The sequence below is a fragment of the Streptomyces sp. NPDC048718 genome (genome assembly GCF_043198875.1).
GTDB lineage: Bacteria > Actinomycetota > Actinomycetes > Streptomycetales > Streptomycetaceae > Streptomyces.
The window spans coordinates 55,928-77,309 of the sequence record NZ_JBICVG010000004.1 but is presented as its reverse complement, the minus strand read 5'-3'; the positions used below and the strand labels follow the sequence as shown (position 1 = coordinate 77,309).

General features: G+C 74.1%; 12 protein-coding genes. 5 read left to right on the top strand and 7 right to left on the bottom strand.

The genetic code is table 11. The annotated features are described in order from the left end of the window. Positions 1–185 precede the first annotated feature (185 nt). The 5 genes from ACGFRB_RS08610 to ACGFRB_RS08590 all read left to right on the top strand — a co-directional run bounded on the left by ACGFRB_RS08610 (position 186) and on the right by ACGFRB_RS08590 (position 8,145). On the top strand, positions 186–806 hold the full coding sequence (locus tag ACGFRB_RS08610) for a hypothetical protein (RefSeq protein ID WP_393240745.1): 621 nt from the start codon (positions 186–188) through the stop codon (positions 804–806). Positions 807–1,068: 262 nt separating this feature from the next. Continuing rightward, entirely contained in the window at positions 1,069–1,812 is a 744-nt protein-coding gene (locus ACGFRB_RS08605) for a spermidine synthase (RefSeq protein ID WP_393240742.1), read from the top strand. A gap of 72 nt (positions 1,813–1,884) precedes the next feature. Then, on the top strand, positions 1,885–2,622 hold the full coding sequence (locus ACGFRB_RS08600) for a response regulator transcription factor (protein WP_361236058.1): 738 nt from the start codon (positions 1,885–1,887) through the stop codon (positions 2,620–2,622). Positions 2,623–3,038: 416 nt separating this feature from the next. Beyond that, positions 3,039–4,097 (top strand): HAMP domain-containing sensor histidine kinase, encoded by a 1,059-nt coding sequence (locus ACGFRB_RS08595; RefSeq protein ID WP_363001787.1) that lies wholly within the window; start codon positions 3,039–3,041, stop codon positions 4,095–4,097. A 259-nt stretch (positions 4,098–4,356) separates the two neighbouring features. Further along, complete coding sequence (locus ACGFRB_RS08590; RefSeq protein WP_393240739.1) at positions 4,357–8,145, top strand: multifunctional oxoglutarate decarboxylase/oxoglutarate dehydrogenase thiamine pyrophosphate-binding subunit/dihydrolipoyllysine-residue succinyltransferase subunit; 3,789 nt, start codon at positions 4,357–4,359, stop codon at positions 8,143–8,145. 147 nt (positions 8,146–8,292) lie between these two features. Here ACGFRB_RS08590 and fxsT read toward each other — a convergent pair whose 3' ends face one another. The 7 genes from fxsT to ACGFRB_RS08555 all read right to left on the bottom strand — a co-directional run bounded on the left by fxsT (position 8,293) and on the right by ACGFRB_RS08555 (position 21,323). Then, positions 8,293–11,319, bottom strand: a complete 3,027-nt coding sequence (gene fxsT, locus ACGFRB_RS08585; RefSeq protein ID WP_393240736.1) for an FxSxx-COOH system tetratricopeptide repeat protein — start codon at positions 11,317–11,319, stop codon at positions 8,293–8,295. 116 nt (positions 11,320–11,435) lie between these two features. Next, on the bottom strand, positions 11,436–12,782 hold the full coding sequence (locus ACGFRB_RS08580; RefSeq protein ID WP_393240733.1) for an aKG-HExxH-type peptide beta-hydroxylase: 1,347 nt from the start codon (positions 12,780–12,782) through the stop codon (positions 11,436–11,438). A 273-nt stretch (positions 12,783–13,055) separates the two neighbouring features. Further along, complete coding sequence (locus ACGFRB_RS08575; protein WP_393240730.1) at positions 13,056–13,433, bottom strand: hypothetical protein; 378 nt, start codon at positions 13,431–13,433, stop codon at positions 13,056–13,058. 159 nt (positions 13,434–13,592) lie between these two features. Further along, positions 13,593–17,129 carry an SAV_2336 N-terminal domain-related protein gene (locus ACGFRB_RS08570; RefSeq protein WP_393240727.1) on the bottom strand — a complete coding sequence of 1,179 codons (3,537 nt, stop codon included), beginning with the start codon at positions 17,127–17,129 and terminating at the stop codon, positions 13,593–13,595. Positions 17,130–17,135: 6 nt separating this feature from the next. After that, on the bottom strand, positions 17,136–18,143 hold the full coding sequence (locus ACGFRB_RS08565; RefSeq protein WP_363001384.1) for a MoxR family ATPase: 1,008 nt from the start codon (positions 18,141–18,143) through the stop codon (positions 17,136–17,138). A 187-nt stretch (positions 18,144–18,330) separates the two neighbouring features. Next, complete coding sequence (locus tag ACGFRB_RS08560; protein WP_393240724.1) at positions 18,331–20,745, bottom strand: trypsin-like peptidase domain-containing protein; 2,415 nt, start codon at positions 20,743–20,745, stop codon at positions 18,331–18,333. Then, complete coding sequence (locus tag ACGFRB_RS08555; RefSeq protein ID WP_393240721.1) at positions 20,742–21,323, bottom strand: CU044_2847 family protein; 582 nt, start codon at positions 21,321–21,323, stop codon at positions 20,742–20,744. The genes ACGFRB_RS08560 and ACGFRB_RS08555 overlap by 4 nt, the downstream gene beginning before the upstream one ends. Positions 21,324–21,382: the final 59 nt, after the last annotated feature.

Genomic DNA, 21,382 nt, shown 5'->3' with positions numbered 1-21,382 from the left:
GTCGACCAGACGGACACCTGGCCGAAAGTGATAGCGGCGCCCGGGGACGGCCGCACTTCGGTCACCCGGAAGCGGCCGGCCCCGGATCGCATGACGCCCAGGAGGCTCACCCCCTCGCCGCGGCCATACCGCCGGACGGCCGCGTCCTGCCGGGCGCGGCCCCCGCGACCGGGCAGGCTCGCCCCATGGAAACGGAACACACGGAACACACGGAACACACGGAGCCGTACGGACACGAGCACGGTCGCCCCCTCCAAAGCGAGCGCACCTACAGCCGCGGCCTCCGGCGCAGGCTCGGGGCCGCCACCGTCCTGGCCGTCGTCATCGCCCTGACCGGTTGCGGTCAGGCCCCGGCGGCCTCTCCCTCGGCCACCCCCGCCCCCGCGGATCTCGCTCCCACGGATCCAGGTCCCTCGTGGACCGGTCCCCCATGGATCGCCCCCACACCCGCGCCCGCCCCCACGGACGAGCTGGTCGAGGTGGTCGCCAGCGGCGGCTTCGCCGGGATCACCAACCGGCTGACGGTCCGTTACGACGGCTCCTTCACGCTCACCCACGGCGCCGGGCAGCCCTCCCCCGGCACGATGACCCCCGAGAACACCGCCGCCCTGCGCGCCGCGCTGGAGAACCCGGCCTACGCCTACGTACCGGAGCAGCCGTACGGCACCCCGGTGGCCGACGGGTTCACGTACGAGATCACGTACAGGCACCGGGTCGTCGTCACCCGGGACGGCGCCCCGCGCCCGCCCGCGCTCCAGCGGGTCCTCGACGCGCTCCCGGGAGGCGGCCCGCCGACCGGCCCGTGACCTCCCGCCCACGACCTCCCGCCCGCGGCACCCCTCCGGTCCACCCCGCCGGCCATCCCGCGCGGGAGCGTTCCACCGGCCCTCCGGCCGGCGATTCGGTAAGCCCTGCCCCGCCCTCCGCCCGCCAAACCCCGTACGCGCACCCCGCCGTGCCGCCCCCGGCCGGATAACGCCCCAGCCCGGCCAAAGCGGTTGTCCCGGCCGCCCGCTCCCCCGCAGGATTGACGGGCGAACCCGTACCACCGAGCGCCACGGAGTGATCATGAACAGCCCCGTCACCCTCGACCGCCGCGAAGGCCCGTACGGCGAGGTCGTCCTGCGCAGACGCGAGGCGGAGGGCACCGGCACGCGCACCGGCGCCGGCACGAAGGCGGACGGCACCGGCACCGGTTTCGGGAACGGCACCGAGCACTACGAGATCATCGCCAACGGCACCTTCCTGATGGACACCTCCGACGGCCGTTCCGAGCGGCTGCTGATCGACGCGGCGCGCGACGCGCTGCCCGAGGACCGGCCCGCGCCGTCCGTCCTCATCGGCGGTCTCGGCGTCGGCTTCTCGCTGGCCCACGCGGCCGCCGACGAACGCTGGGGCCGGATCGTCGTCGTGGAGCGCGAGAGCGCCATCATCGACTGGCACCGCGAGGGTCCGCTCGCCGCCGTCTCCGGCGCGGCGCTCGTCGATCCGCGCACCGTGATCCTGCACACGGACCTGGTCGAGCATCTGCGCACCACCCCCGACCACTACGACGCGCTGTGCCTGGACATCGACAACGGGCCCGACTGGACGGTCACCGAGGACAACGAATCCCTTTATTCCGCCGAGGGGTTGGCGACCTGCGCCGCCCGTCTGACACCGGGTGGAATCCTGGCCGTGTGGTCGGCCCGGCCGTCCGCCGATTTCGAGGAGTCCTTGCGGAATGCCGGATTCAACGGGGTACGGACGGAAGAGGTGCCGGTTGCCCGGGGCGTCCCGGACGTGGTCCACCTCGCGGTCCGGCCCTCCTGATCACCTGCGTAGCCTTGGCGGCTCGGCTGCCTCTAGGCTGCTGCACCGACATCGGCGACGCGAGGCGGGGCAATGGAGCAGACACACACCACGAATCACGGTGCGGCGGCCACCCCGGGGGCGCAGCGGCGCGTGCTCGTCGTCGAGGACGACGCGACGATCGTGGACGCGATCTCCGCCCGGCTGCGCGCCGAGGGGTTCCTCGTGCAGACCGCGACGGACGGCCCGGCGGCCGTGGACGCCGCCGAGGCATGGCAGCCGGACCTGATGGTCCTCGACGTGATGCTGCCGGGTTTCGACGGCCTGGAGGTCTGCCGCCGGGTGCAGGCCCGGCGGCCCGTCCCGGTGCTCATGCTCACCGCGCGGGACGACGAGACGGACATGCTGGTCGGTCTGGGCGTGGGCGCGGACGACTACATGACCAAGCCGTTCTCGATGCGCGAGCTGGCGGCCCGGGTGCACGTCCTGCTGCGCCGGGTGGAGCGGGCCGCGCTCGCCGCGGCGACGCCGCGCAGCGGGATCCTGCGGCTCGGCGAGCTGGAGATCGACCACGCGCAGCGCCGGGTCCGGGTCCGGGCCGAGGACGTCCATCTGACGCCGACCGAGTTCGACCTGCTGGTCTGTCTGGCGAACACCCCGCGCGCGGTGCTCTCGCGCGAGCAGCTGCTCGCGGAGGTGTGGGACTGGGCGGACGCCTCCGGCACCCGGACCGTGGACAGTCACATCAAGGCGCTGCGCCGGAAGATCGGCGCGGAGCGGATCCGTACCGTGCACGGCGTCGGATACGCGCTGGAGACCCCGGCACCGTGAGCGCGCGGGGGTGGGCGCCCGGCACCCGGCGCCGGGAACAGCGTCCGGCACGGGAGACCGGCGCCCGTCCGGCCCGGGAGGCCGAGGCGCTCCCGGAGACACACATGCCCGGGGACGACCCCGGCGAGTACCCCGGCGACATCCCCGAGGGGCCCCTGGGGGACGCCTTCCGGTACGTCCTCAGGGGCGACGAGCCCGGGACCGGCACCGGCACCGGGAGCACCCCCAAGGGCGGCCCCTGGAACAGACTCGGGGACGCCCTGCGGGCCCGCGCCTCGGCCAGGGTGCGCGGGGACCGACCCACCCGCGGGCGGGGCCCCGCGCACCGCGGGGACCGGGCCGGCCGGCGGCCCGACCCCCACCACCACCAGTTCCACGACGGCCCGTTCCACGACGGCCCCCCGCGCCGCCGCCGCATCGCCGTGTCGATCAAGACCAAACTCGGCACCCTGGTCGTCGGCGCGGTGCTGCTGACCTCGGGTCTCGCCCTGGTGGCGATCCGGACCTCGACCGAGTTCCGCTACATCACGATCTTCGCGATGATCGCCACCCTGCTGATCACGCAGTTCGTGGCGCAGTCCCTGACCGCCCCGCTCGACGAGATGAACCATGTCGCCGGCTCGATCTCGCGCGGCGACTTCAGCCGCCGGGTGCGCGGCGCGGACCGCCGGGACGAGCTGGGCGACCTGGCCTCCACGATCAACCGCATGGCGGACGACTTGGAGGCGGTGGACCGCAACCGCAAGGAGCTGGTCGCCAACGTCTCGCACGAGCTGCGCACCCCCATCGCCGCGCTCCGGGCCGTCCTGGAGAACGTGGTGGACGGGGTCTCCGAGGCCGATCCGGAGACGATGCGGACCGCGCTGAAGCAGACGGAGCGGCTGGGCCGGCTGGTGGAGACACTGCTCGACCTCTCACGCCTCGACAACGGTGTCGTCACGCTCCGCGCCCGCCGCTTCGAGGTGTGGCCGTACCTGTCGGGGATTCTGCGCGAGGCGAACCTCGCCGCGTCCCAGCGCGGCCTGTCCTCCACCTCGGGTCTGCACCGCCGCACCGACGTCCATCTCCACCTGGACGTCTCGCCGCCGGAGCTGACCGCGTACGCGGACGCGGAGCGGCTGCACCAGGTCATGGCGAATCTCATCGACAACGCGGTCAAGCACTCCCCGCCGCACGGCCGGGTCACGGTGCGGGCGCGCCGCGGCCCGTATCCGGAGTCGCTGGAGCTGGAGGTCCGGGACGAGGGGCCGGGCATCCCGGAGGCGGAGCGGCACAAGGTCTTCGAGCGGTTCAACCGGGGCGTGGTCCCGGCGCAGGCCCAGCACGGTCCGGGCAGCGACGGCGGCACCGGACTGGGGCTCGCGATCGCCCGCTGGGCGGTGGATCTGCACGGCGGACGCATCGGCGTGGCCGAATCCTCACGCGGCTGCCGGATCAGACTCACTCTTCCGGGAAGCCTTCCGCCGCGCGATTGACGTAGGGTTCGAACCGGAAGAACACGTTCTGCGTGTACGTGGACAGGGCGCGCGGCCGATAGGGGTCGCAGCCGTCGTTTCTCGTACCCTGAACGAAGCGGAACCAGGCTTGTTTCCCGCCATTCCCGGCTCCGAAACACGGCGTCGAGTGTGACTTACGTGACGTTGGAGCGCCCGGCCTGCACCTCCCGGGCGGGGAGGCGTAGCCTCTATTTCCGCTGTCCATCACCTTGTGAAGCGGAAGAGGGCGGTTGCCGCCGTGTCGTCTCAGTCCCCCAGTACCCCGAGTTCCCCGGCCGACCAGGGCGCGCAGGGCAAGTCCCCTGTAGCCGCCTTCGGCGCCAATGAATGGCTCGTCGACGAGATCTACCAGCAGTACCTCCAGGACCCGAATTCGGTCGATCGCGCCTGGTGGGACTTCTTCGCCGACTACAAGCCCGGTGCCGCGGAGACCCCCGCCGCCCCGGCCGCCGCCACTTCTGGCACCCCGAGCGCGCCGGCCGCGCCGCAGGCGGGCCCCGCACAGGCCGCACCTGCCGCTCCCGCCGCCGTGCCCGCCCCGGCCGCCCCTCCGGCTCCGGCGAAGGCCGCTGCCCCGGCCCCGGCCGCCAAGCCCGCGCCCGCCAAGGCCGCCAAGGCCGCCAAGGCCGCCGCCGAGGCCCGGGACACCGAGCCCGCCGCCGGCCCCGAGCTGATCACGCTGCGTGGCCCGGCCGCCGCGGTCGCGAAGAACATGAACGCCTCGCTGGAGATGCCGACGGCCACGTCCGTCCGCGCCGTCCCGGTGAAGCTGCTCTTCGACAACCGCATCGTCATCAACAACCACCTGAAGCGCGCCCGGGGCGGGAAGATCTCCTTCACCCACCTCATCGGCTACGCGATGGTGCAGGCCATCAAGGCCATGCCGTCGATGAACCACTCCTTCGCGCTGAAGGACGGCAAGCCGACCCTGGTGAAGCCGGAGCACGTCAACTTCGGTCTGGCCATCGACCTGGTGAAGCCGAACGGCGACCGCCAGCTCGTCGTCGCCGGCATCAAGAAGGCCGAGACGCTCAGCTTCTTCGAGTTCTGGCAGGCGTACGAGGACATCGTCAAGCGCGCCCGCGTGGGCAAGCTCACGATGGAGGACTTCACCGGCGTCACGGTCTCCCTGACCAACCCCGGCGGCCTCGGCACCGTCCACTCCGTGCCGCGTCTGATGCCCGGACAGTCGGTCATCATGGGCGTCGGCTCGATGGACTACCCGGCCGAGTTCCAGGGCACCTCCCAGGACACCCTGAACAAGCTGGGCGTCTCCAAGGTCATGACCCTGACCTCGACGTACGACCACCGCGTCATCCAGGGCGCCGCCTCCGGCGAGTTCCTGCGCATCGTCGCGAACCTGCTCCTCGGCGAGGAGGGCTTCTACGACGACGTCTTCGAGTCGCTGCGGATCCCCTACGAGCCGGTCCGCTGGTTCCGTGACATCGACACGTCGCACGACGACGACGTCACCAAGGCCGCCCGGGTCTTCGAGCTGATCCACTCCTACCGGGTGCGCGGCCACGTCATGGCCGACACCGACCCGCTGGAGTACAAGCAGCGCAAGCACCCCGACCTGGACATCACCGAGCACGGCCTCACCCTGTGGGACCTGGAGCGCGAGTTCGCGGTCGGCGGTTTCGCCGGCAAGACGATGATGAAGCTCCGCGACATCCTCGGCGTGCTGCGCGACTCGTACTGCCGCACCACCGGCATCGAGTTCATGCACATCCAGGACCCGAAGCAGCGCAAGTGGATCCAGGACCGCGTGGAGCGCCCGCACGCCCGCGTGGAGCGCGAGGAGCAGCTGCGCATCCTGCGCCGCCTGAACTCCGCCGAGGCGTTCGAGACCTTCCTGCAGACGAAGTACGTCGGCCAGAAGCGCTTCTCCCTGGAGGGCGGCGAGTCCGTCATCCCGCTGCTCGACGCGGTCATCGACTCCGCCGCCGAGTCGCGCCTGGACGAGGTCGTCATCGGCATGGCCCACCGCGGCCGGCTGAACGTCCTCGCCAACATCGTCGGCAAGTCGTACGCGCAGATCTTCCGCGAGTTCGAGGGCAACCTCGACCCGAAGTCGATGCACGGCTCCGGCGACGTGAAGTACCACCTGGGCGCCGAGGGCACCTTCACCGGTCTCGACGGCGAGCAGATCGCGGTCTCCCTGGTCGCCAACCCCTCCCACCTGGAGGCGGTCGACCCGATCGTCGAGGGTGTCGTCCGCGCCAAGCAGGACGTCATCAACAAGGGAGGCACGGACTTCACCGTCCTCCCGATCGCCCTGCACGGCGACGCGGCCTTCGCGGGCCAGGGTGTCGTGGCCGAGACGCTGAACATGTCGCAGCTGCGCGGTTACCGCACCGGCGGCACGGTCCACGTGGTCATCAACAACCAGGTCGGCTTCACCGCGGCCCCCGAGTCCTCGCGTTCCTCCATGTACGCGACGGACGTGGCCCGCATGATCGAGGCCCCGATCTTCCACGTGAACGGCGACGACCCGGAGGCCTGTGTCCGCGTCGCGCGGCTCGCCTTCGAGTTCCGCCAGACGTTCAACAAGGACGTCGTGATCGACCTCATCTGCTACCGCCGCCGCGGTCACAACGAGGGCGACAACCCCTCGTTCACCAACCCGCAGATGTACAACCTGATCGACAAGAAGCGTTCGGTGCGCAAGCTGTACACCGAGTCGCTCATCGGTCGCGGCGACATCACCCTGGAAGAGGCGGAGCAGTCGCTCCAGGACTTCCAGGGCCAGCTGGAGAAGGTGTTCGCGGAGGTCCGCGAGGTCACCTCCGCCCCGGCGCCGACGCACGTCCCGGACGCCAAGGCGGAGTTCCCGGTGGCCGTGAACACCGCGGTCTCCCAGGAGGTCGTGAAGCGGATCGCCGAGTCCCAGGTGAACATCCCGGACCGGATCACGGTCCACCCGCGTCTGCTGCCGCAGATGCAGCGCCGCGCCGCGTCGATCGACGACGGCACCATCGACTGGGGCTTCGGCGAGACCCTCGCCATCGGCTCCCTGCTGATGGAGGGCACCCCGGTCCGTCTCTCGGGTCAGGACTCCCGCCGCGGCACCTTCGGCCAGCGCCACGCGGTGCTGGTCGACCAGGAGACCGGCGAGGACTACACCCCGCTGCTCTACCTGTCCGAGGACCAGGCCCACTACAACGTCTACGACTCGCTGCTCAGCGAGTACGCGGCGATGGGCTTCGAGTACGGCTACTCGCTGGCCCGCCCGGACTCCCTGGTCGTCTGGGAGGCCCAGTTCGGTGACTTCGTCAACGGCGCGCAGACCGTCGTCGACGAGTTCATCTCCTCGGCCGAGCAGAAGTGGGGCCAGACCTCCGGCGTCACCCTGCTCCTCCCGCACGGCTACGAGGGCCAGGGCCCGGACCACTCGTCCGCCCGTCCCGAGCGCTTCCTGCAGATGTGCGCCCAGGACAACATGACGGTCGCCATGCCGACGCTGCCGTCGAACTACTTCCACCTGCTGCGCTGGCAGGTCCACAACCCGCACCACAAGCCGCTCATCGTCTTCACCCCGAAGTCGATGCTGCGTCTGAAGGCCGCGGCGTCGAAGGTGGAGGAGTTCACCACCGGCGGCTTCCGCCCGGTGATCGGCGACAGCACGGTCGACCCGGCCGCCGTCCGCAAGGTCGTCTTCTGCGCGGGCAAGGTCTACTACGACCTTGAGGCCGAGCGTCAGAAGCGCGGTGTCACGGACACGGCGATCATCCGTCTGGAGCGCCTGTACCCGCTGCCGGGTGCCGAGCTGCAGGCCGAGATCTCCAAGTACCCGAACGCCGAGAAGTACCTGTGGGCCCAGGAGGAGCCGGCGAACCAGGGTGCCTGGCCGTTCATCGCGCTCAACCTGATCGACCACCTGGACCTGGCCGTCGGCTCGGACATCCCCGCGGGCGAGCGTCTGCGCCGGATCTCCCGGCCGCACTCCTCCTCCCCGGCGGTCGGTTCGGCCAAGCGCCACCAGGCGGAGCAGGCGCAGCTGGTCGCGGAGGTCTTCGACGCCTGATCCAGGCGTACGGAGCCGACAACGGCGGTACGTACGAAAGGCCCGGCACCCGAGAAGGGTGCCGGGCCTCCGGCGTGTCCGCGTGCGGGCCGTACGCCTGGTCCGGGTACCGACCAGGCGTGCCCACCCGGCCCGCGGCCCGGGCGGTCAGCCGAGGAACGCGTCGAAGTCCCAGTACGGCCGGTTGCGCTGGCGCGCGGACAGGGTGTGCGGGTGCTGGGCGCCGAGCGTACGGGTGAGGGTGGTCAGGGCGTCCGCCTCGACCTTCCCGGCCTCCTCTACCTCGCGCAGCCCGCGCAGGTCGGCGGCGAGCGCGACCTGCGAGGAGAGGGTGAGCGGGTGCTCGCCCCCGAGGACGTGGCGGGCCCGGCGCAGGGTCTCCCGGCTCAGCTCCGTGGCGTCGGCGACCCGCCCGTTGAAGTTGCGGGCGGCGGCGGTGTTGAGGGCGCAGCCCAGGACCCAGGGGTGGTCGGCGCCGAGGGACGAGGTCAGTCCGGCGAGGGCCGACTCCAGCAGGGCGAGGGCGTCGGAGCGTTCGCCGGCCGCCTGCATGACGAGGCCGGTGTTGGCGAGCATGCCGGTGGAGACGGGGTGCACGGGGCCGAGCAGGCTGCGGTAGGCGGACTCGGCCTCCTCGGTCAGGTCGCGGGCCTTGCTGAGGTCGCCGTGCTCGCGCAGATAGCTCGCGTAGTTGTTGATGAAGGACAGGGTCACGTAGTGACTCCGGCCGTGCACCTGCTCGATCTGCTCCAGCAGGCTCTCCATCTGCTGCCCGATGTCCTGCTGGGAGCCGCCCTCCCGGCGCCGGCACAGGGCGAGCTGGGTGCGCGCGGACAGGGTCTGCGGGTGCTGGGCGCCGAGGACCTGGACGTGCATCCGGACATTGGCCTCCTGGCGCACCAGGGCGTCGCGGTAGCGGCCGAGCAGGAAGAGGTCGTGGACGAGCGCGTTGACGGAGTTGAGCGTGTTGATGTGCCGGGTGCGCAGGACGGTCTCGCGCTGGGCGAGGGCCTCGACGTCGTGCTCGTACGCCTCCTGGTAGCGGCCGCGCAGCCGCAGCACCAGCGCCAGGTTGTGGCGGGCGACGAGGGTGACGAACTCGGCGTCACCGAGGAGTTCGCGGGAGGAGTCCAGGACCTGGCGCTGGAGGGTCTCGGCTTCCTGGTACTGGCCGAGGTAGCGCAGGTTCGCGGCGACGTTGCTGTTGCAGAAGAGTTCGCCGAGCGCGTTGCGAGGGGTGGTGCGGACGAGCCGGTCGAGCAGCGCCCGGTCGAGGGCGTGGGCCTCGCGGAACCGGCCGCTGGACCGCAGGATGTTGCCCTCCTGCGTGGTGAGGTCGAGCATCGGCTGGGCGAGCGGGTCCATGAAGTACGACCACTCGGCGCGGATCAGCTCGGCGAGCCGGGTGCCCGCCGTGTACTCGCCGCTGCGGTAGCAGTAGCGCAGACAGTTGAGGATGACGTTCTGGACGCGCGTGTTGCGGCTGGCGAGCGCGCCCGAGGGGGCGAGGTGCGGCAGCAGCTCGGCGTACTGCGGCCAGTGCCGGCTGTCCATCGGATCGCCCGGGTCGGCCTCGGCGATCAGGGTGCGCACGGCCCGTCGGTGTGCGGCCCGCTGCTCTCCGTCGGTGAGCCGGGACACGATGTCGTGGACGAGCCGGTGCATGTGCACGGACTCCTGGTGGGGGCCGGTCTCGGAACTCGCGACACCCCGGCTGTCGCGGGTGAGGACCGAGTAGTTGACCAGGGTGTCCAGGGCCCGGGTCCAGGCGGCGAGGTCGGTCGCCATCCAGCGCAGATCCTCGGGCAGGTCGGCCTGGGGGTGGGTGCGGACGAGGCCGAGAGGGATGCGTCCCGGGGCGAAGGAGGCGCAGAGGCTGAGGATCTCCACGGCCTGCGGCTGGGCCCGCCGGAGCCGGTTGATCAGTATCGACCAGGAGGTGAGGGAGGCGTGCGGGAAGCCGTCGCCGGTGGGCTCGTCCATGGTGGTCAGCCGTCCCTCGCGCACCATCCGCAGGTATTCGTCCACCTCCATGCCGGACTCGCCGAGCCAGGCGGCGGCCTGGACGAGCGGCAGGGGTACGTCGCCGAACTCGGCGGCGACCTCGTCGGCTTCGCGGGCGGTGAGATGCTGGGCGCGGCGCATGAGGTACGCGGTGGACTCGGCGCGGTCGAAGCTCGGGACCTCGATGACGTCGGTGTGATCGGCCCAGGCGCGGTTGCGGGAGGTCACGAGGACATGGCCGGGGCCCTGCGGGAGCATCACGTCGATGCCGTCGGTGTCGTCCCAGCCGTCGAAGACCACCAGCCAGCGGGAGTGCGGGGTGCCTCGGCGCAGGGCCTCGCGGACGGCGCGGATGCGTTCGCCGGGCTCGTTGCCGACGGGCAGTTCGAGGGCGACGGCGAGGCCGCCGAGGCGGTCGCGCTGGATGTTGCGGTCGTCGGAGCTGACCCACCAGATGATGTCGTAGTCGGGGCTGAAGCGGTGTGCGTACTCGGCGGCGATCTGGGTCTTGCCGATGCCGGACATGCCGAGGAGGGTGCAGGTGGCGTTGCCCCGGTCGGCGTCCATGAGACGTTGCTGGAGTTCGGTGAGGAGGTCGTCGCGGCCGGTGAAACGGCGGTTGCGGCGCGGGACCTCGCCCCAGATCTCGGGCGGTGTGTCGGGGTAGCGGGCGAGGGGGCCGAGGGCGGCGCGGCGGCCGCCGGTCCGGCGCGGTTCGATGCCGAGGCGGCTGAGCACCCGGGCCTCCGCCTCGTCCTCGCTGACGCCCCAGAGGCTGACGGGTTCGAGGACGGCGGTGGCGGGCAGCAGCGACCGGTTGGTGAGGTTGACGGCGGCGAAGCGCTCGGCGTGGGCGGCGACGAAGCCGCGCAGCACGTCGTTCCATTCGCCGGCGGGGCGCGGGCCGAGTTCGAAGAACCAGTCGTTGAGGACGAGAAGGACCTGGCCTCGGGCGAGCAGCAGATCGCCGAGGGAGTCTTCGAGGGGGACTTCGCGGGGCGGGTCCCAGCGCTGCTGGGTGACCCGGACGCCGTAGGACTCCAGGCGCTGCGCGATCCAGGTGGCCCAGGGGCGGTGATAGCCCGGGAAGACCACCAGGACGTGTTCGGGTGCCGTCGTCGCACCCCGGTCCGCGGCGGCCCCGCCGCCCGACCGCCCCTGTTCCGCCATCTGCGCTCCCTCGTCGCTCGTGCTCGTACTCGTCGTGCTCGTGCTCGTCGTGCTCGCTGCTCACTTCCCACCGCTCGCGTGCCACGTTGTGTCACGGGTCGCCTTCACAGTGTCACCTACGGGACGCCCCGGGCGGTACTCCCGAGACTCACGTGGTGCCGCTGCATCCGTTCGGCGAACTCTCGTCCGGAGTCGGTGAGTTGATCGGATTGAAGCAGTATCGACAGGGCGTCGCCCACCTCGTCGTGATAGCGCTCGAACCTCTCCCCGGCGAGGGTCCGCCAGGCGGCGGGCAGTCCGTCCCCGTCGGCGGCCCGGCGCCACAGGTCGGTGAGGGCGAGATGGGCGTACGCGCCCTGATAGACGCCGGAGACCGGCCGCTCGTCGGCGCGCCAGCCGACCCGGTGGAGGGCCTGGCCGCCGGGGCGGTAGAGCGGGGCGAGGGCGTGCAGGGCGGCGAGTTTGCCGTGGTGCACCTCGTGCACCAGCGTCTCGGCCAGCTCCCGGGGGTTCGCGGGCGGGGTGGTGAGCACGGCGCCGGGCGCGGCGGCGAGGGTGGCACCGAAGGGGCGGGCGGGGGCGGTGGGGTCCATGGGGCCAGCATGTGCGGTGGGGCCGGTGGGGCCGGTGGGGCCGGCGGGGTCCATGGGGACGAGGGCGCGGACCGCACGGGTGATCTCCCGGGCCCGGTCGGGGTCGGTACGGGCCAGCAGGGTGCGGGCGCCCTGCCAGTGCGCCGCCCAGAGCGGGTAGGCGTCGGCGGCGTGACCGACGGCCCGGCGGCCGGACAGCCCGGCGCCGTCGGGCGGGACCCGGTAGGGGTCGAGGTCGTCCAGGACCGCGTACCCGCCGGGCAGGGCACGCAGCGGGCTCCACTGAGGTCCGGTGCCGCGCACCCGGGTGGGCGGCGGCCCGGAGGCGACCAGCAGGGCGTACGGAAAGGCGCGCGGGAGCGGGGCACCGGCCGGGCCGATCCGGACGCTCCGGCCGCCCACGAAGCGGACCCGGGTGCGCTCCGCGCCGGTCAGCAGCCGCCCGACACCGGTCAGCGCGAGGACGCCGCCCGGGGTGACGAGCTCCCGGTCGAACGGACAGCGGGCGCGCAGGGACGCCGCCACGGCGAGGGTGTCCCAGTGGGCGAGCAGCGTCTCGAACGCCGGGCCTTCGGGGGCGGCCAGGACGGCGGCCAGCCAGGTTCCCGTGGCCGGGTAGTCGACGACCGCGCGGACGGCGCCGGCGTGATGCCGTTCGGCGCGTTCCAGCAGGGCCCAGGAGGCGTCGAACCGGGTGTACGGCGCGGAGCGCGGGCCGTCGCGCCCTCGGTCGACGCGCAGCCGCAGGGCCTTGAGCAGCAGGCGCCGGCGAGCGCGGACGGCGGCCCCGAGGAGCTGTGTGCCGGCCGGTTCGGGGCGGGTGTGGGCCAGCCGGGTGAGGGCGGTGTCGGAGAGCGGCCCGGAGGTCATGACCGGCTCCGGACGGCGGGGGCGGGGCGAGCGGCCCTGGCGGCTGGGGCGGGCGTGTCCGCTCTGCTGGGCGTACGGGCTCCGGTGGGCGTACGGGCTCCCGGGCTCGCGCGTCCCGTACGGGAGGTCAGGGGCGTGTCCGGTGCGTGGCGCGCGCCCGGCGCACTTCGCGGACCCGCTCCCCGTACCTCCGCCGCTCCCCGTACCTCCGCCGCTCCCCGCCGATGCGCGCATCCGGCCGGAAAGCGCCGGCCGTCGGCCCCGGGGCGGGCTTCAGGGCAGGCCATCGCCGCTCGCTCCGGCCCAGGCCTCGGCGAGGTCGGCGGAACGGTCGAGCAGTTGCTCGGCGCGCTCCAGCAGGGCGGGGTGGTCCAGGAGCCGTACGGCCCGCAGACCGGCGGCGGCCAGATCGGGCAGCCCCGGTAGATCCGACGACTCGGCCGGGTCGGCCGGGCCGGGCAGGTCGGGCAGGTCGGACGGTTCGCGCAGGTCGGGCAGGTCGGACGGTTCGCGCAGGTCGCGCGGGGCGGACGGACCGGGCGGATCGAGCAGATCGAGCGGTGCGGGAAGGCACAGCGGGTTGGGTGGGTTCGGGGGCGTCCGTCCGGTCTCCCGGCCGTCTCCGGCCGCCGGCTCCGCGTGCTCCAACACCCTCGGATCCTCCTCACCGACCTCGTCCCCCACGGCCGCAGTGGCGCAGCGGTTCTTCCCGACGCCGTGAAGGCGGAAACCCGATTCACCTCAACTGCCCCCATTCGCGCCCCCGTTGCCGATCCGGTCGCTCGCCGCCACACCGGCCTGCCGACATCGCTATCCGGCCACCTCCCGCCAGGGCCACCACGGTGGCGCGATCCGGCGCCGTTCGGCGGGCGGGATCCGGCCGGGCAGCGGGCCCGGTCCGGCCTCCGCCTCGGCGAGCAGCGCGCGGGTGCGCGCGATGTCCGTCTGGTCGACCTCCATGAGCGCGGCATCGAGCCTGCGCCACTGCCCGGCGGCGGTCCGCAGGGCGTCGACGGCCCGGCCGTGCCGGCCCGTGAGCCGCAGGACGGCACCCTCGGCGTGCAGCGCGCGGGCCAGGGTGACGGTGCCGGGGGTGTCACCGTGCGCGGCACGGGCGTCCTCGGCGGCCCGCTCGTAGGCGAGCAGGGCCTGGTCCGGCCCCTCGTCCCAACCGGTCTCGCCCAACCGGAGCCGCACCCAGCCCAGTTGCAGCCAGACCTCGGCGCGCTCGGCGGGGGTGCGGGCGGCGCGGACGGCCTGTTCGAGGAGGTGGCGGCTCTCGTACAGATCGGGAAGGAACCCGGCCCGGTCGTAGCGGAGGGCGAGGACGCTGCCGATCAGCACCCGCGCCCGGGCGCGAACCGGGGTGTCGGCGGGCAGAGAGGTGAGTGCCTCGCGCAGCACGGACTCGGCGCGGTCGACGGGGGCCGTGCCGGTGCCGGTCGCGGCGCGGCGCAGCAGGGACTCGCCCCAGGTGAGCAGGAGCCGGCCGCGCTGTTCGCCGTCGGCGGGGGTGAGCAGGGTGGCGCGTTCGTACGCCGCATCGGCGGCTGGCCCGTCGCCGGTGGCGTCGTACAGCCGGGCCCGGGCGGTGGTCCAGCGCAGCCGGAGCGCGGTGGAGTCGCCGAGCAGGGGCTCGGCGCGGTCGAGCGCGTCGGCCTCGGCGTCGTGGACGGAAACGGGGGTGGCGGCGGGGGCCGTGGCCCGGGCCGGGTCCGGGTCCGGGTCCGGGTCCGGGTCCGGGTCCGGGGAGAAGGCGGAGAGACGCAGGGCGTCGGCGAGGTCGAGCAGGAGGGGGCCGGTCTCGCGCACCGCCAGGGCCTCGGTGAACGCGGCCACCGCGCCGGGGCCTTCCCCGCGCGCGAGGAGCAGCCGGCCGCGCCGTGCGAACAGGGCGTGCCGGTGACTCTCGGGCCACCCGGCCGGGTCACCGGCGAGCGCGTCGAGCGCCGCGTCGAGCCGGGCGGTGTCCCCGGTGTGCCGCCACAGCGCGTGCAGGGTGGCGGCCTGTTCGAGGCGGGCCTCGGCCCAGTCTGCGCTGCCGGGCGGGGCGGTGCGCGCGGCGAGGGCGAGTTCGCCGAGGGCGCGGGTCAGCAGGTCCTGGCGCTGCCCCCGGTCGCGTACGGCGGCGGTCCCGGCCTGCGCGAACAGCACCTGCCCGAGCACGAGCCGGGCCCCGGCGATCTCTTCGGGACGGACGGGCGCACCCTCCCCGACCCCGCCGACCCCGCCGGCCCCGATCCCGCCGCCGTTTCCGCCGCCGCTCCCGTAGCCACCGCTCAGCGCGGCCTCGGCCAGCTCGCGGGCGGTGGCGAGCAGCGCCGGATCCGACTGACCGCGCCACTGGGCGAACAGCCGACGGGCGGCGGCGAACGGTTCGGGGGCGACCAGGTCGGGCTGGTAGAAACGCAGCACGCGCGCGGGGATACGGGCGAACAGCTCCGCGGCGGCGCCGGCGGGCTGCTCGTCCTCCTCCCCCGGGCCGGCGGAGAGCAGCGAACCGGTGGAGTCGGAGGAGTCGGCCTGCGCGGGGGCGCGCGCGGGACCGCCCGAGGCGCCGGCCGCGGCGCCGGGGGCGCCGGGGGGCTCGTCCGCCGCGTCGGCGGGGTGTCCGGCGAGGCGGGCGGCGGCGAGGGCGGGGAAGTTCCGGGTGCCCTGCCCGAAGTGACGTTCGACGAACTCCGAGCAGTGTTTGAGGACCAGCGCGGCGGCACCCCGGTCGAGCGAGCCGAGCAGATGCGCCTGCACACCCGGCGGATAGCTGAAGCACGGGTACGGGGTGGCCCCGGGAAGCCGTCGGAGGAGTCCGCTGAGCAGGACTTCGGCCAGCTCCATGGGGCCGGTGTCGGGGAGCATCGCGCGCTGGACGAGCTGCATCACGGGCAGGGCGAGCGGGGCGGCCGCGAGATGGACGGCGAGCCGGACCGCGCCGGGGGAGGCTCCGGCGCGGAAGGCGCGTAACAGCTCGTCGTCCGCGCGCCGGGCGGCGCCGGGAGCGTATTCGGGGACGGGGGTGTGCGCCGGGAGGGGCGCGTACGCGGGGGCGCCGGGCGCGTCCCTCGCGGTGGTGCGTTCGTACGTGATCGCACCGGCCGGGGCGAAGGGACCGCCCGGCGGCGGGCCGACCCGGGCCGCCCAGCCGCGCACCGCGCCCCCGCCGTGCCCGGTGAGCAACCGCGCCCAGGACGCGAACGCCTCCGGGGTCGGGGTGAGCACGGGCAGCACCCGCCGGTCCCCGGCGACCGGCTCCCACTCCTCCTCGTCCGGCTCGAAGCAGACCTGCCCGCCAGGCGTGGGAGGCCGCAGCAGCGCGCCCGGCTCGACCCGCAGCGCCGTACGGGACCACAGCCGCGGCGGCAGCGGCTGGACCAGGGCGAGCGGCGCGTGCCGGGGCCACTGGTGGACGAGCCGCTGGGCCGCGCCGCGCTGCCAGAGCGGCCCGACGCAGTCGCTGACCAGCAGGGTGAGACGGCGGCCGGTGGGGTCGTGGAGCTGGTCGGCGGGGCGCAGCCGGGGGCGGCCCTCAGGGTCCGAGGTGGTGGTGACGCACGGCGGCCCCTCGCCGGTGTCGTACAGCCGGTGCACCTGGACGTCGCGGAAGGCGCCGGACTGCTGGCACGCCTGACGCAGCTCCTCGACCATCCGCTCCCACACGACCATGGCGGGCCCGGTGTCCATGAGCAGCTGGATATCGGGACGGCGGCCGGCGGCGGGGCGCAGTACGGGGGTGAGGATGCCCAGGGCGGCGCTCCGCTCGGCGGTGGCCTCCTCGTCCAGGCGTCCCTCGCCGGGCCGGGCGGGCAGTCCGATGGCGTAACGGCGCAGCGGACGGAGCGCCTTCTGCAGGCCGAGCAGACCGGGCAGCGCGTTGGCGCCGGGCGCGCGTACGGGCAGCGCGGCGCCCAGTCCCGCGCCCGCGCCTCCGCTCGTACGCGCGCGTACGCCCCCGGGCAGCCGGAGGTCGACGTACTCCGCGCGCCGGGGCCCCGGAACGGAGGCGGGGGTGGCGCCCGGGTCGTGGTCGGAGTTGGAGTCGGGGTCGGGTCCGGTCGGGGCGGCCTGCGGACCCGGGGCGGCCGGGTCCCGGCAGTCCCCCTCGGGACCCGGAAGGTCACCGGAAACGGACCCCGAACCGGATCCGGCGCCTCCGTGCGGAACCCCGTGGGAGCCGGCACCCGCGAGCGGGCCGGCCGCCCCTCCCCCGTCGGGCCCCCCGCCGGCACCGGGCGACGGCAGCCACTGGGCGAGCCAGACGGCGTCCGCGATCTCCTCGGCCGTCGGATCCTGTCCGGCGGCCCGGAGCCTGCGGGTCAGCTCCGCCAGCCGCGACGGACGCCCAGGGTCCATCCGCGATCACCTCGGCCGGTCGAGCGGCTGCATGAGCATGTCCGCGATGCGTTCCCGGGTGACCCGCTCGGTGCGCGGGGCGTGCCGGGTCAGATAGAGGGCGTTGAGCAGCTGGTCCGTGGCGATGACCTCGCCGGGCTCGCGGTCGAGGAAACGGGCGACGAGACCGGGTTCGGACGTGGCCGCTCCGGGCCCCAGATGGGCCTCGATCATCGCGCCGAGCTGCTCCTCGCCGGGCGGTTCGAGCTCCAGCCGGATGCAGCGGCGCAACAGGGCGGCCGGGAAGTCCCGTTCGCCGTTGGAGGTGAGCACGATGAACGGGAAGGTAGTGCAGCGGATCCTTCCCCCACGCACGGGGACCTTGCGCCCGTCCTCGGTGAGCACGTCGACGACCGGTTCGCGGTCGGCGAGCCGCTCCAGTTCCGGGATGGCGAACTCGCCCTCCTCCAGGGCGTTCAGGAGGTCGTTGGGCAGGTCGAGGTCGCTCTTGTCGAGTTCGTCGATGAGCAGCACCCGGGGCAGTTCGGAGGGCAGCAGGGCGGTGCCGAGGGGGCCGAGCCGCAGATACGAGCCGATGCCGGCCGTACTGGCGGCGGTGCCCTCGGCGTCGGCCCGGGCCCGCTCCAACTGCACGTCCTGGAGACGGCCGATGGCGTCGTAGCGGTAGAGGCCGTCCTGGAGGGTGGAGCGGCTGACGATGGGCCAGCGCAGGACCCGGCCGAGGCCGAGTTCGTGCGCGACGGCGTGCGCGAGGGTGGACTTGCCGGTGCCGGGGTTGCCGGTGACGAGGAGCGGCCGGCGCAGATAGAGAGCCGCGTTGACGGCGTCGGTCTCGGCCGGCCGGGGGTGGTGGTTCTGGACGAGGCGGCGGCGCACTCCGAGCCGCCGGTCGGAGCCCGCGAGCGTGTCGTCCGGGCCGCCGGAGGAGAAGTCCCGCCAGGGCGGGGGCGGCGGCAGCCGCCGCACCTCGTCGTGCGGATGGCCGGCCCCGCGGTAGATCCGCCAATCGTTCACGACTGAACCCTCCTGGCTCGTGACACGGTGGGGTGCACGCCGGGCCTCTCGACGGTACCGCTCGCCCGGCCGGTCTGCCGACGCCCAAGCCGGCTTGTTCGCGAGAAAGCCGGGCGTCTCGAAGCACGCGCCGCTTCGCGCCTCGCGCGCGTCCTGTGCGCGCCTCGCGCGGGCCGCTCACGCGCCCTCACGGCCGCCTCGCGCGCGTGCCGTCGGGAGCGGGGGTCTCCTCGGGCCCGGGGATCCCGGGGCTCCCGTTCGCCTCGGGGGTCCCGTTCGGCGTGTGGCTCCCCTTGCTCCCGGAAGTCCCGTTCGCCCAGCCGTTCGCGCGGGCTCCCTCGTTCCCGTGGGCCCCGCCGCTTCCGTAGGCCTTGCCACTCCCGTACGCCCCATCGGCCCCCTCCGCCCCGCGGGTGTCGTCGAGCGGAAGCGGGCCGAGGAGTGGGGCGTCGAACAGCGCCTGGTCGGGCGGGTCGTAGAGGACCGCGAGGTCCTCCGCCCAGGCGTGCTCCGAGCGGCCCTGCGGGTCGGCCTCGGTGTCCCCGGCCAGCAGGCGCAGCATGCGAAGGGGCTGGTGCATCCCGTCGGCGCGGCCGGCGTCCCGCAGGAACGCGTCGGCCTGCTTGTGAAACGCGGCGCAGTCGCCGTGGTCGTCGTCGGCGCGCCGCCACAGCGCGATCGGATGCCCGGCGGCGAGGGCGGCCTCCATCGCCCGCCGGCCGTCGCCGGCCGCGACCGGGCCGCAGTAGACGGGTACGCTGCCGCCGCCGGCCGCGCCGAGGCGCGCGTACACCGCCATCCTGCTCTCCCGGCGCAACTGCGGGCCGTGGCCCTCGGCGCCCGGGGTGAGGACCTCTTCGCGCAGCGGTACGGCCCGCAGCGGCCCGGCCGTGCTGCCCCGCCAGCGCAGCCGCCACTCCGGGGACGGCGGGTGGTGGCTGCGGTGCCGGTCGCGCAGGAAGACGACCCGCCGCTGACCGAGCGGCAGGGAGCGCTCTCCGAAGGGCTCGTCGTCGGGGGCGAGCCGCCAGGTGTCGACGGGTTCGTCGAACAGTTCACGCGGCAGCACCACTTCGACCCGCGCCAGGTGGTCGCCGCTGTCCCCGAGCGCGAGGGCTTCGGCGAGCGGGCCGCGCAGGGTCTCGCGCAGCCGCTCGCGCGGAACGCCCTTGTCGTCGCCGCGCAGCGGGCTGATGGTGCTTCCGGCTCCGTCGTGGCTCCCATGGCCGTCATGGCCGTCATGGCCGTCATGGCCGCCGTGGCCGTCCCCGCCGCCGGCGAACCGGAGCATGACCCGCCAGGCGTAGCGCCGCGGGGTGGCCCAGGGAACGGCGTCGATCTCGATCCGGACGTCGGCCCGCGCGCCCGGTTCCCGCCCGTTCCCGGCTCCGGTGTGCGGCCCGTCGGGGTCGAGGAGGACGGCGATGTCCTCGCGTACGGCCGCGTGCGCGGCATATGCCTCCTCGCCGATCCAGTCGGCCAGTCCTGCCGCGCCGGGCACGGGACCGTACCGCCCGGTGACATGACGGACGACGTGCGCCGCGTACAGCAGGACGGCGTCGCGTCCGGAGTCGGCGGAGCCGGACCGGTCCCCGCGCGCGTAGACGAGGGTTTCGGCGGCCCTCGGATCACCCGGCCGGAGGTCGGCGGTCCGCGGATCACCCGCGTGCAGTTCGCGGAGCAGGCCGACGCCGTCGCGCCAGGTGCGGGCGTCGGTCTCGAGGACGGCCTGGTACTCGGGGTGCAGGACCCGGCGCTTGACCCTGTCGACGAGGTCCATGACCTCGCCGGGACCGGTGGGCGACGGGAGCGCGGCCAGGCGTCCGTAGAGCTGCACGCGCGTGGCGGGACTGATGCCGGTGCCGGCCCACAGGTCCCGCTGGACGGCGGTCCAGGTCTGGCGGACGGTCAGCGAACGGTGCTGGGCGAGATGGAAGCCGTCGTGGGCACGCAGCACCTCGTGCAGGATCCGGCCGCCGGGCACGTCGTACAGCTCGCGCAGCGACGCGAGCGAGGTGGCGGCGCCCTGGGCCGGCCCCTGCCCGTCCCGCGCGCGTCCCTTGACGACACCGATGACGGTGCCGCGTCCGAGGTCGACGACCGGGCCACCGGAACAGCCCTCGGTGGGTACCGCGTCCAGCAGCAGGGCCTTGCCCTCGGAGCCGCGCACTTCGCCGCTCAGGGACAGGACGGCCGGCTCGCCGGTCCGGTACGACCAGCCGTACAGCCGGATCGGAGTGGGCGCGGCGGGCGCCCGCTCACCGAGCCGGACGCAGACGGCGTCCTCGGCGCCCTCGACCCGTACCAGCGCCAGGTCGGGGAAGCTCCAGGACGCGAGCTCCGCCTCCGGGGTGGCGGGGCGCGGCTTGGCCAGCACGACCCGGCCGGTGGTCCGGCCACCCGCCCAGGTGATGCCGAGGGCCGGCTCGCTCCGCCACACCGCACTACCCCCCTTGGCCACGACATGGGCACAGGTCAGCACCCAGCCGGGGGCGATGAAGTAGCCCGTGCCCCAGTACGGGTCGCCGTGCGGGTCATACCCGGAGCCGGGGGCCGCGATGCGTACGAGCGAGGGGCGCACAAGGGCGTCGAAGGCGCTCATACGGCTCCGGGGCCATTCTCCGGCGAGTGGGGGGGCGCGGGGATCCCGGAGGCCGTGGGATCGGCCAAGGTCGAGCCCGGGTCCGGGGCCGGGGTGGAGGAGGGAGCGTACGACGGCAGGGGCGGAGGTGCGGGCGCGGGCACGGGCGTGGGGGGCGTGCCGGGTGGGGCGCCGGGGGCCGGTGGGACGGTGCCGGCGGCTTCCCGCGCGGCCGCTGCCGCTGCCGCGGCGGCCTCGGCGGCGGCCCGGCGGCCGGGCTCGGTCCAGGTGAGAGACACGTTGACGGAGGCCGTGCCACCGCCGTCGGCGAGGACCCCGATCACCTTGCCGGCCTGCGCGGAGAGTTCGATGCCGAAGCTGACGGCGACCTCGACGGGCCCCTCGGGGGTGAGCCCAGCGCGCAGCGAGCCGACCACCCCGCGCACCACGTCGGTAAGACCTCCGGCCATCGACACGACCCGGTCGCCGAAGCCGGTGTCCTGGAAACCGGAGCCCCGGTCCAGTTCCTCCGTCCCGCTGACCCGGGCCCAGACGGACGTGCCGTCGTCCAGCCGAATACGAGCGATCCCTTGTGCCACAGCGGCCCCCGCTCCCCGGAAGGATGATGAACGAGGCTAGACCGTGGTGCCGGAGAGGA

Coding starts and splice junctions, on each gene's coding strand:
- ACGFRB_RS08580 (WP_393240733.1), bottom strand. CDS start 12,782: ATGACCTCCGGGCCGCTCTCCGACACCGCCCTCACCCGGCTGGCCCAC.
- fxsT (WP_393240736.1), bottom strand. CDS start 11,319: ATGGCGGAACAGGGGCGGTCGGGCGGCGGGGCCGCCGCGGACCGGGGT.
- ACGFRB_RS08560 (WP_393240724.1), bottom strand. CDS start 20,745: ATGAGCGCCTTCGACGCCCTTGTGCGCCCCTCGCTCGTACGCATCGCG.
- ACGFRB_RS08605 (WP_393240742.1), top strand. CDS start 1,069: ATGAACAGCCCCGTCACCCTCGACCGCCGCGAAGGCCCGTACGGCGAG.
- ACGFRB_RS08610 (WP_393240745.1), top strand. CDS start 186: ATGGAAACGGAACACACGGAACACACGGAACACACGGAGCCGTACGGA.
- ACGFRB_RS08570 (WP_393240727.1), bottom strand. CDS start 17,129: ATGGACCCTGGGCGTCCGTCGCGGCTGGCGGAGCTGACCCGCAGGCTC.
- ACGFRB_RS08600 (WP_361236058.1), top strand. CDS start 1,885: ATGGAGCAGACACACACCACGAATCACGGTGCGGCGGCCACCCCGGGG.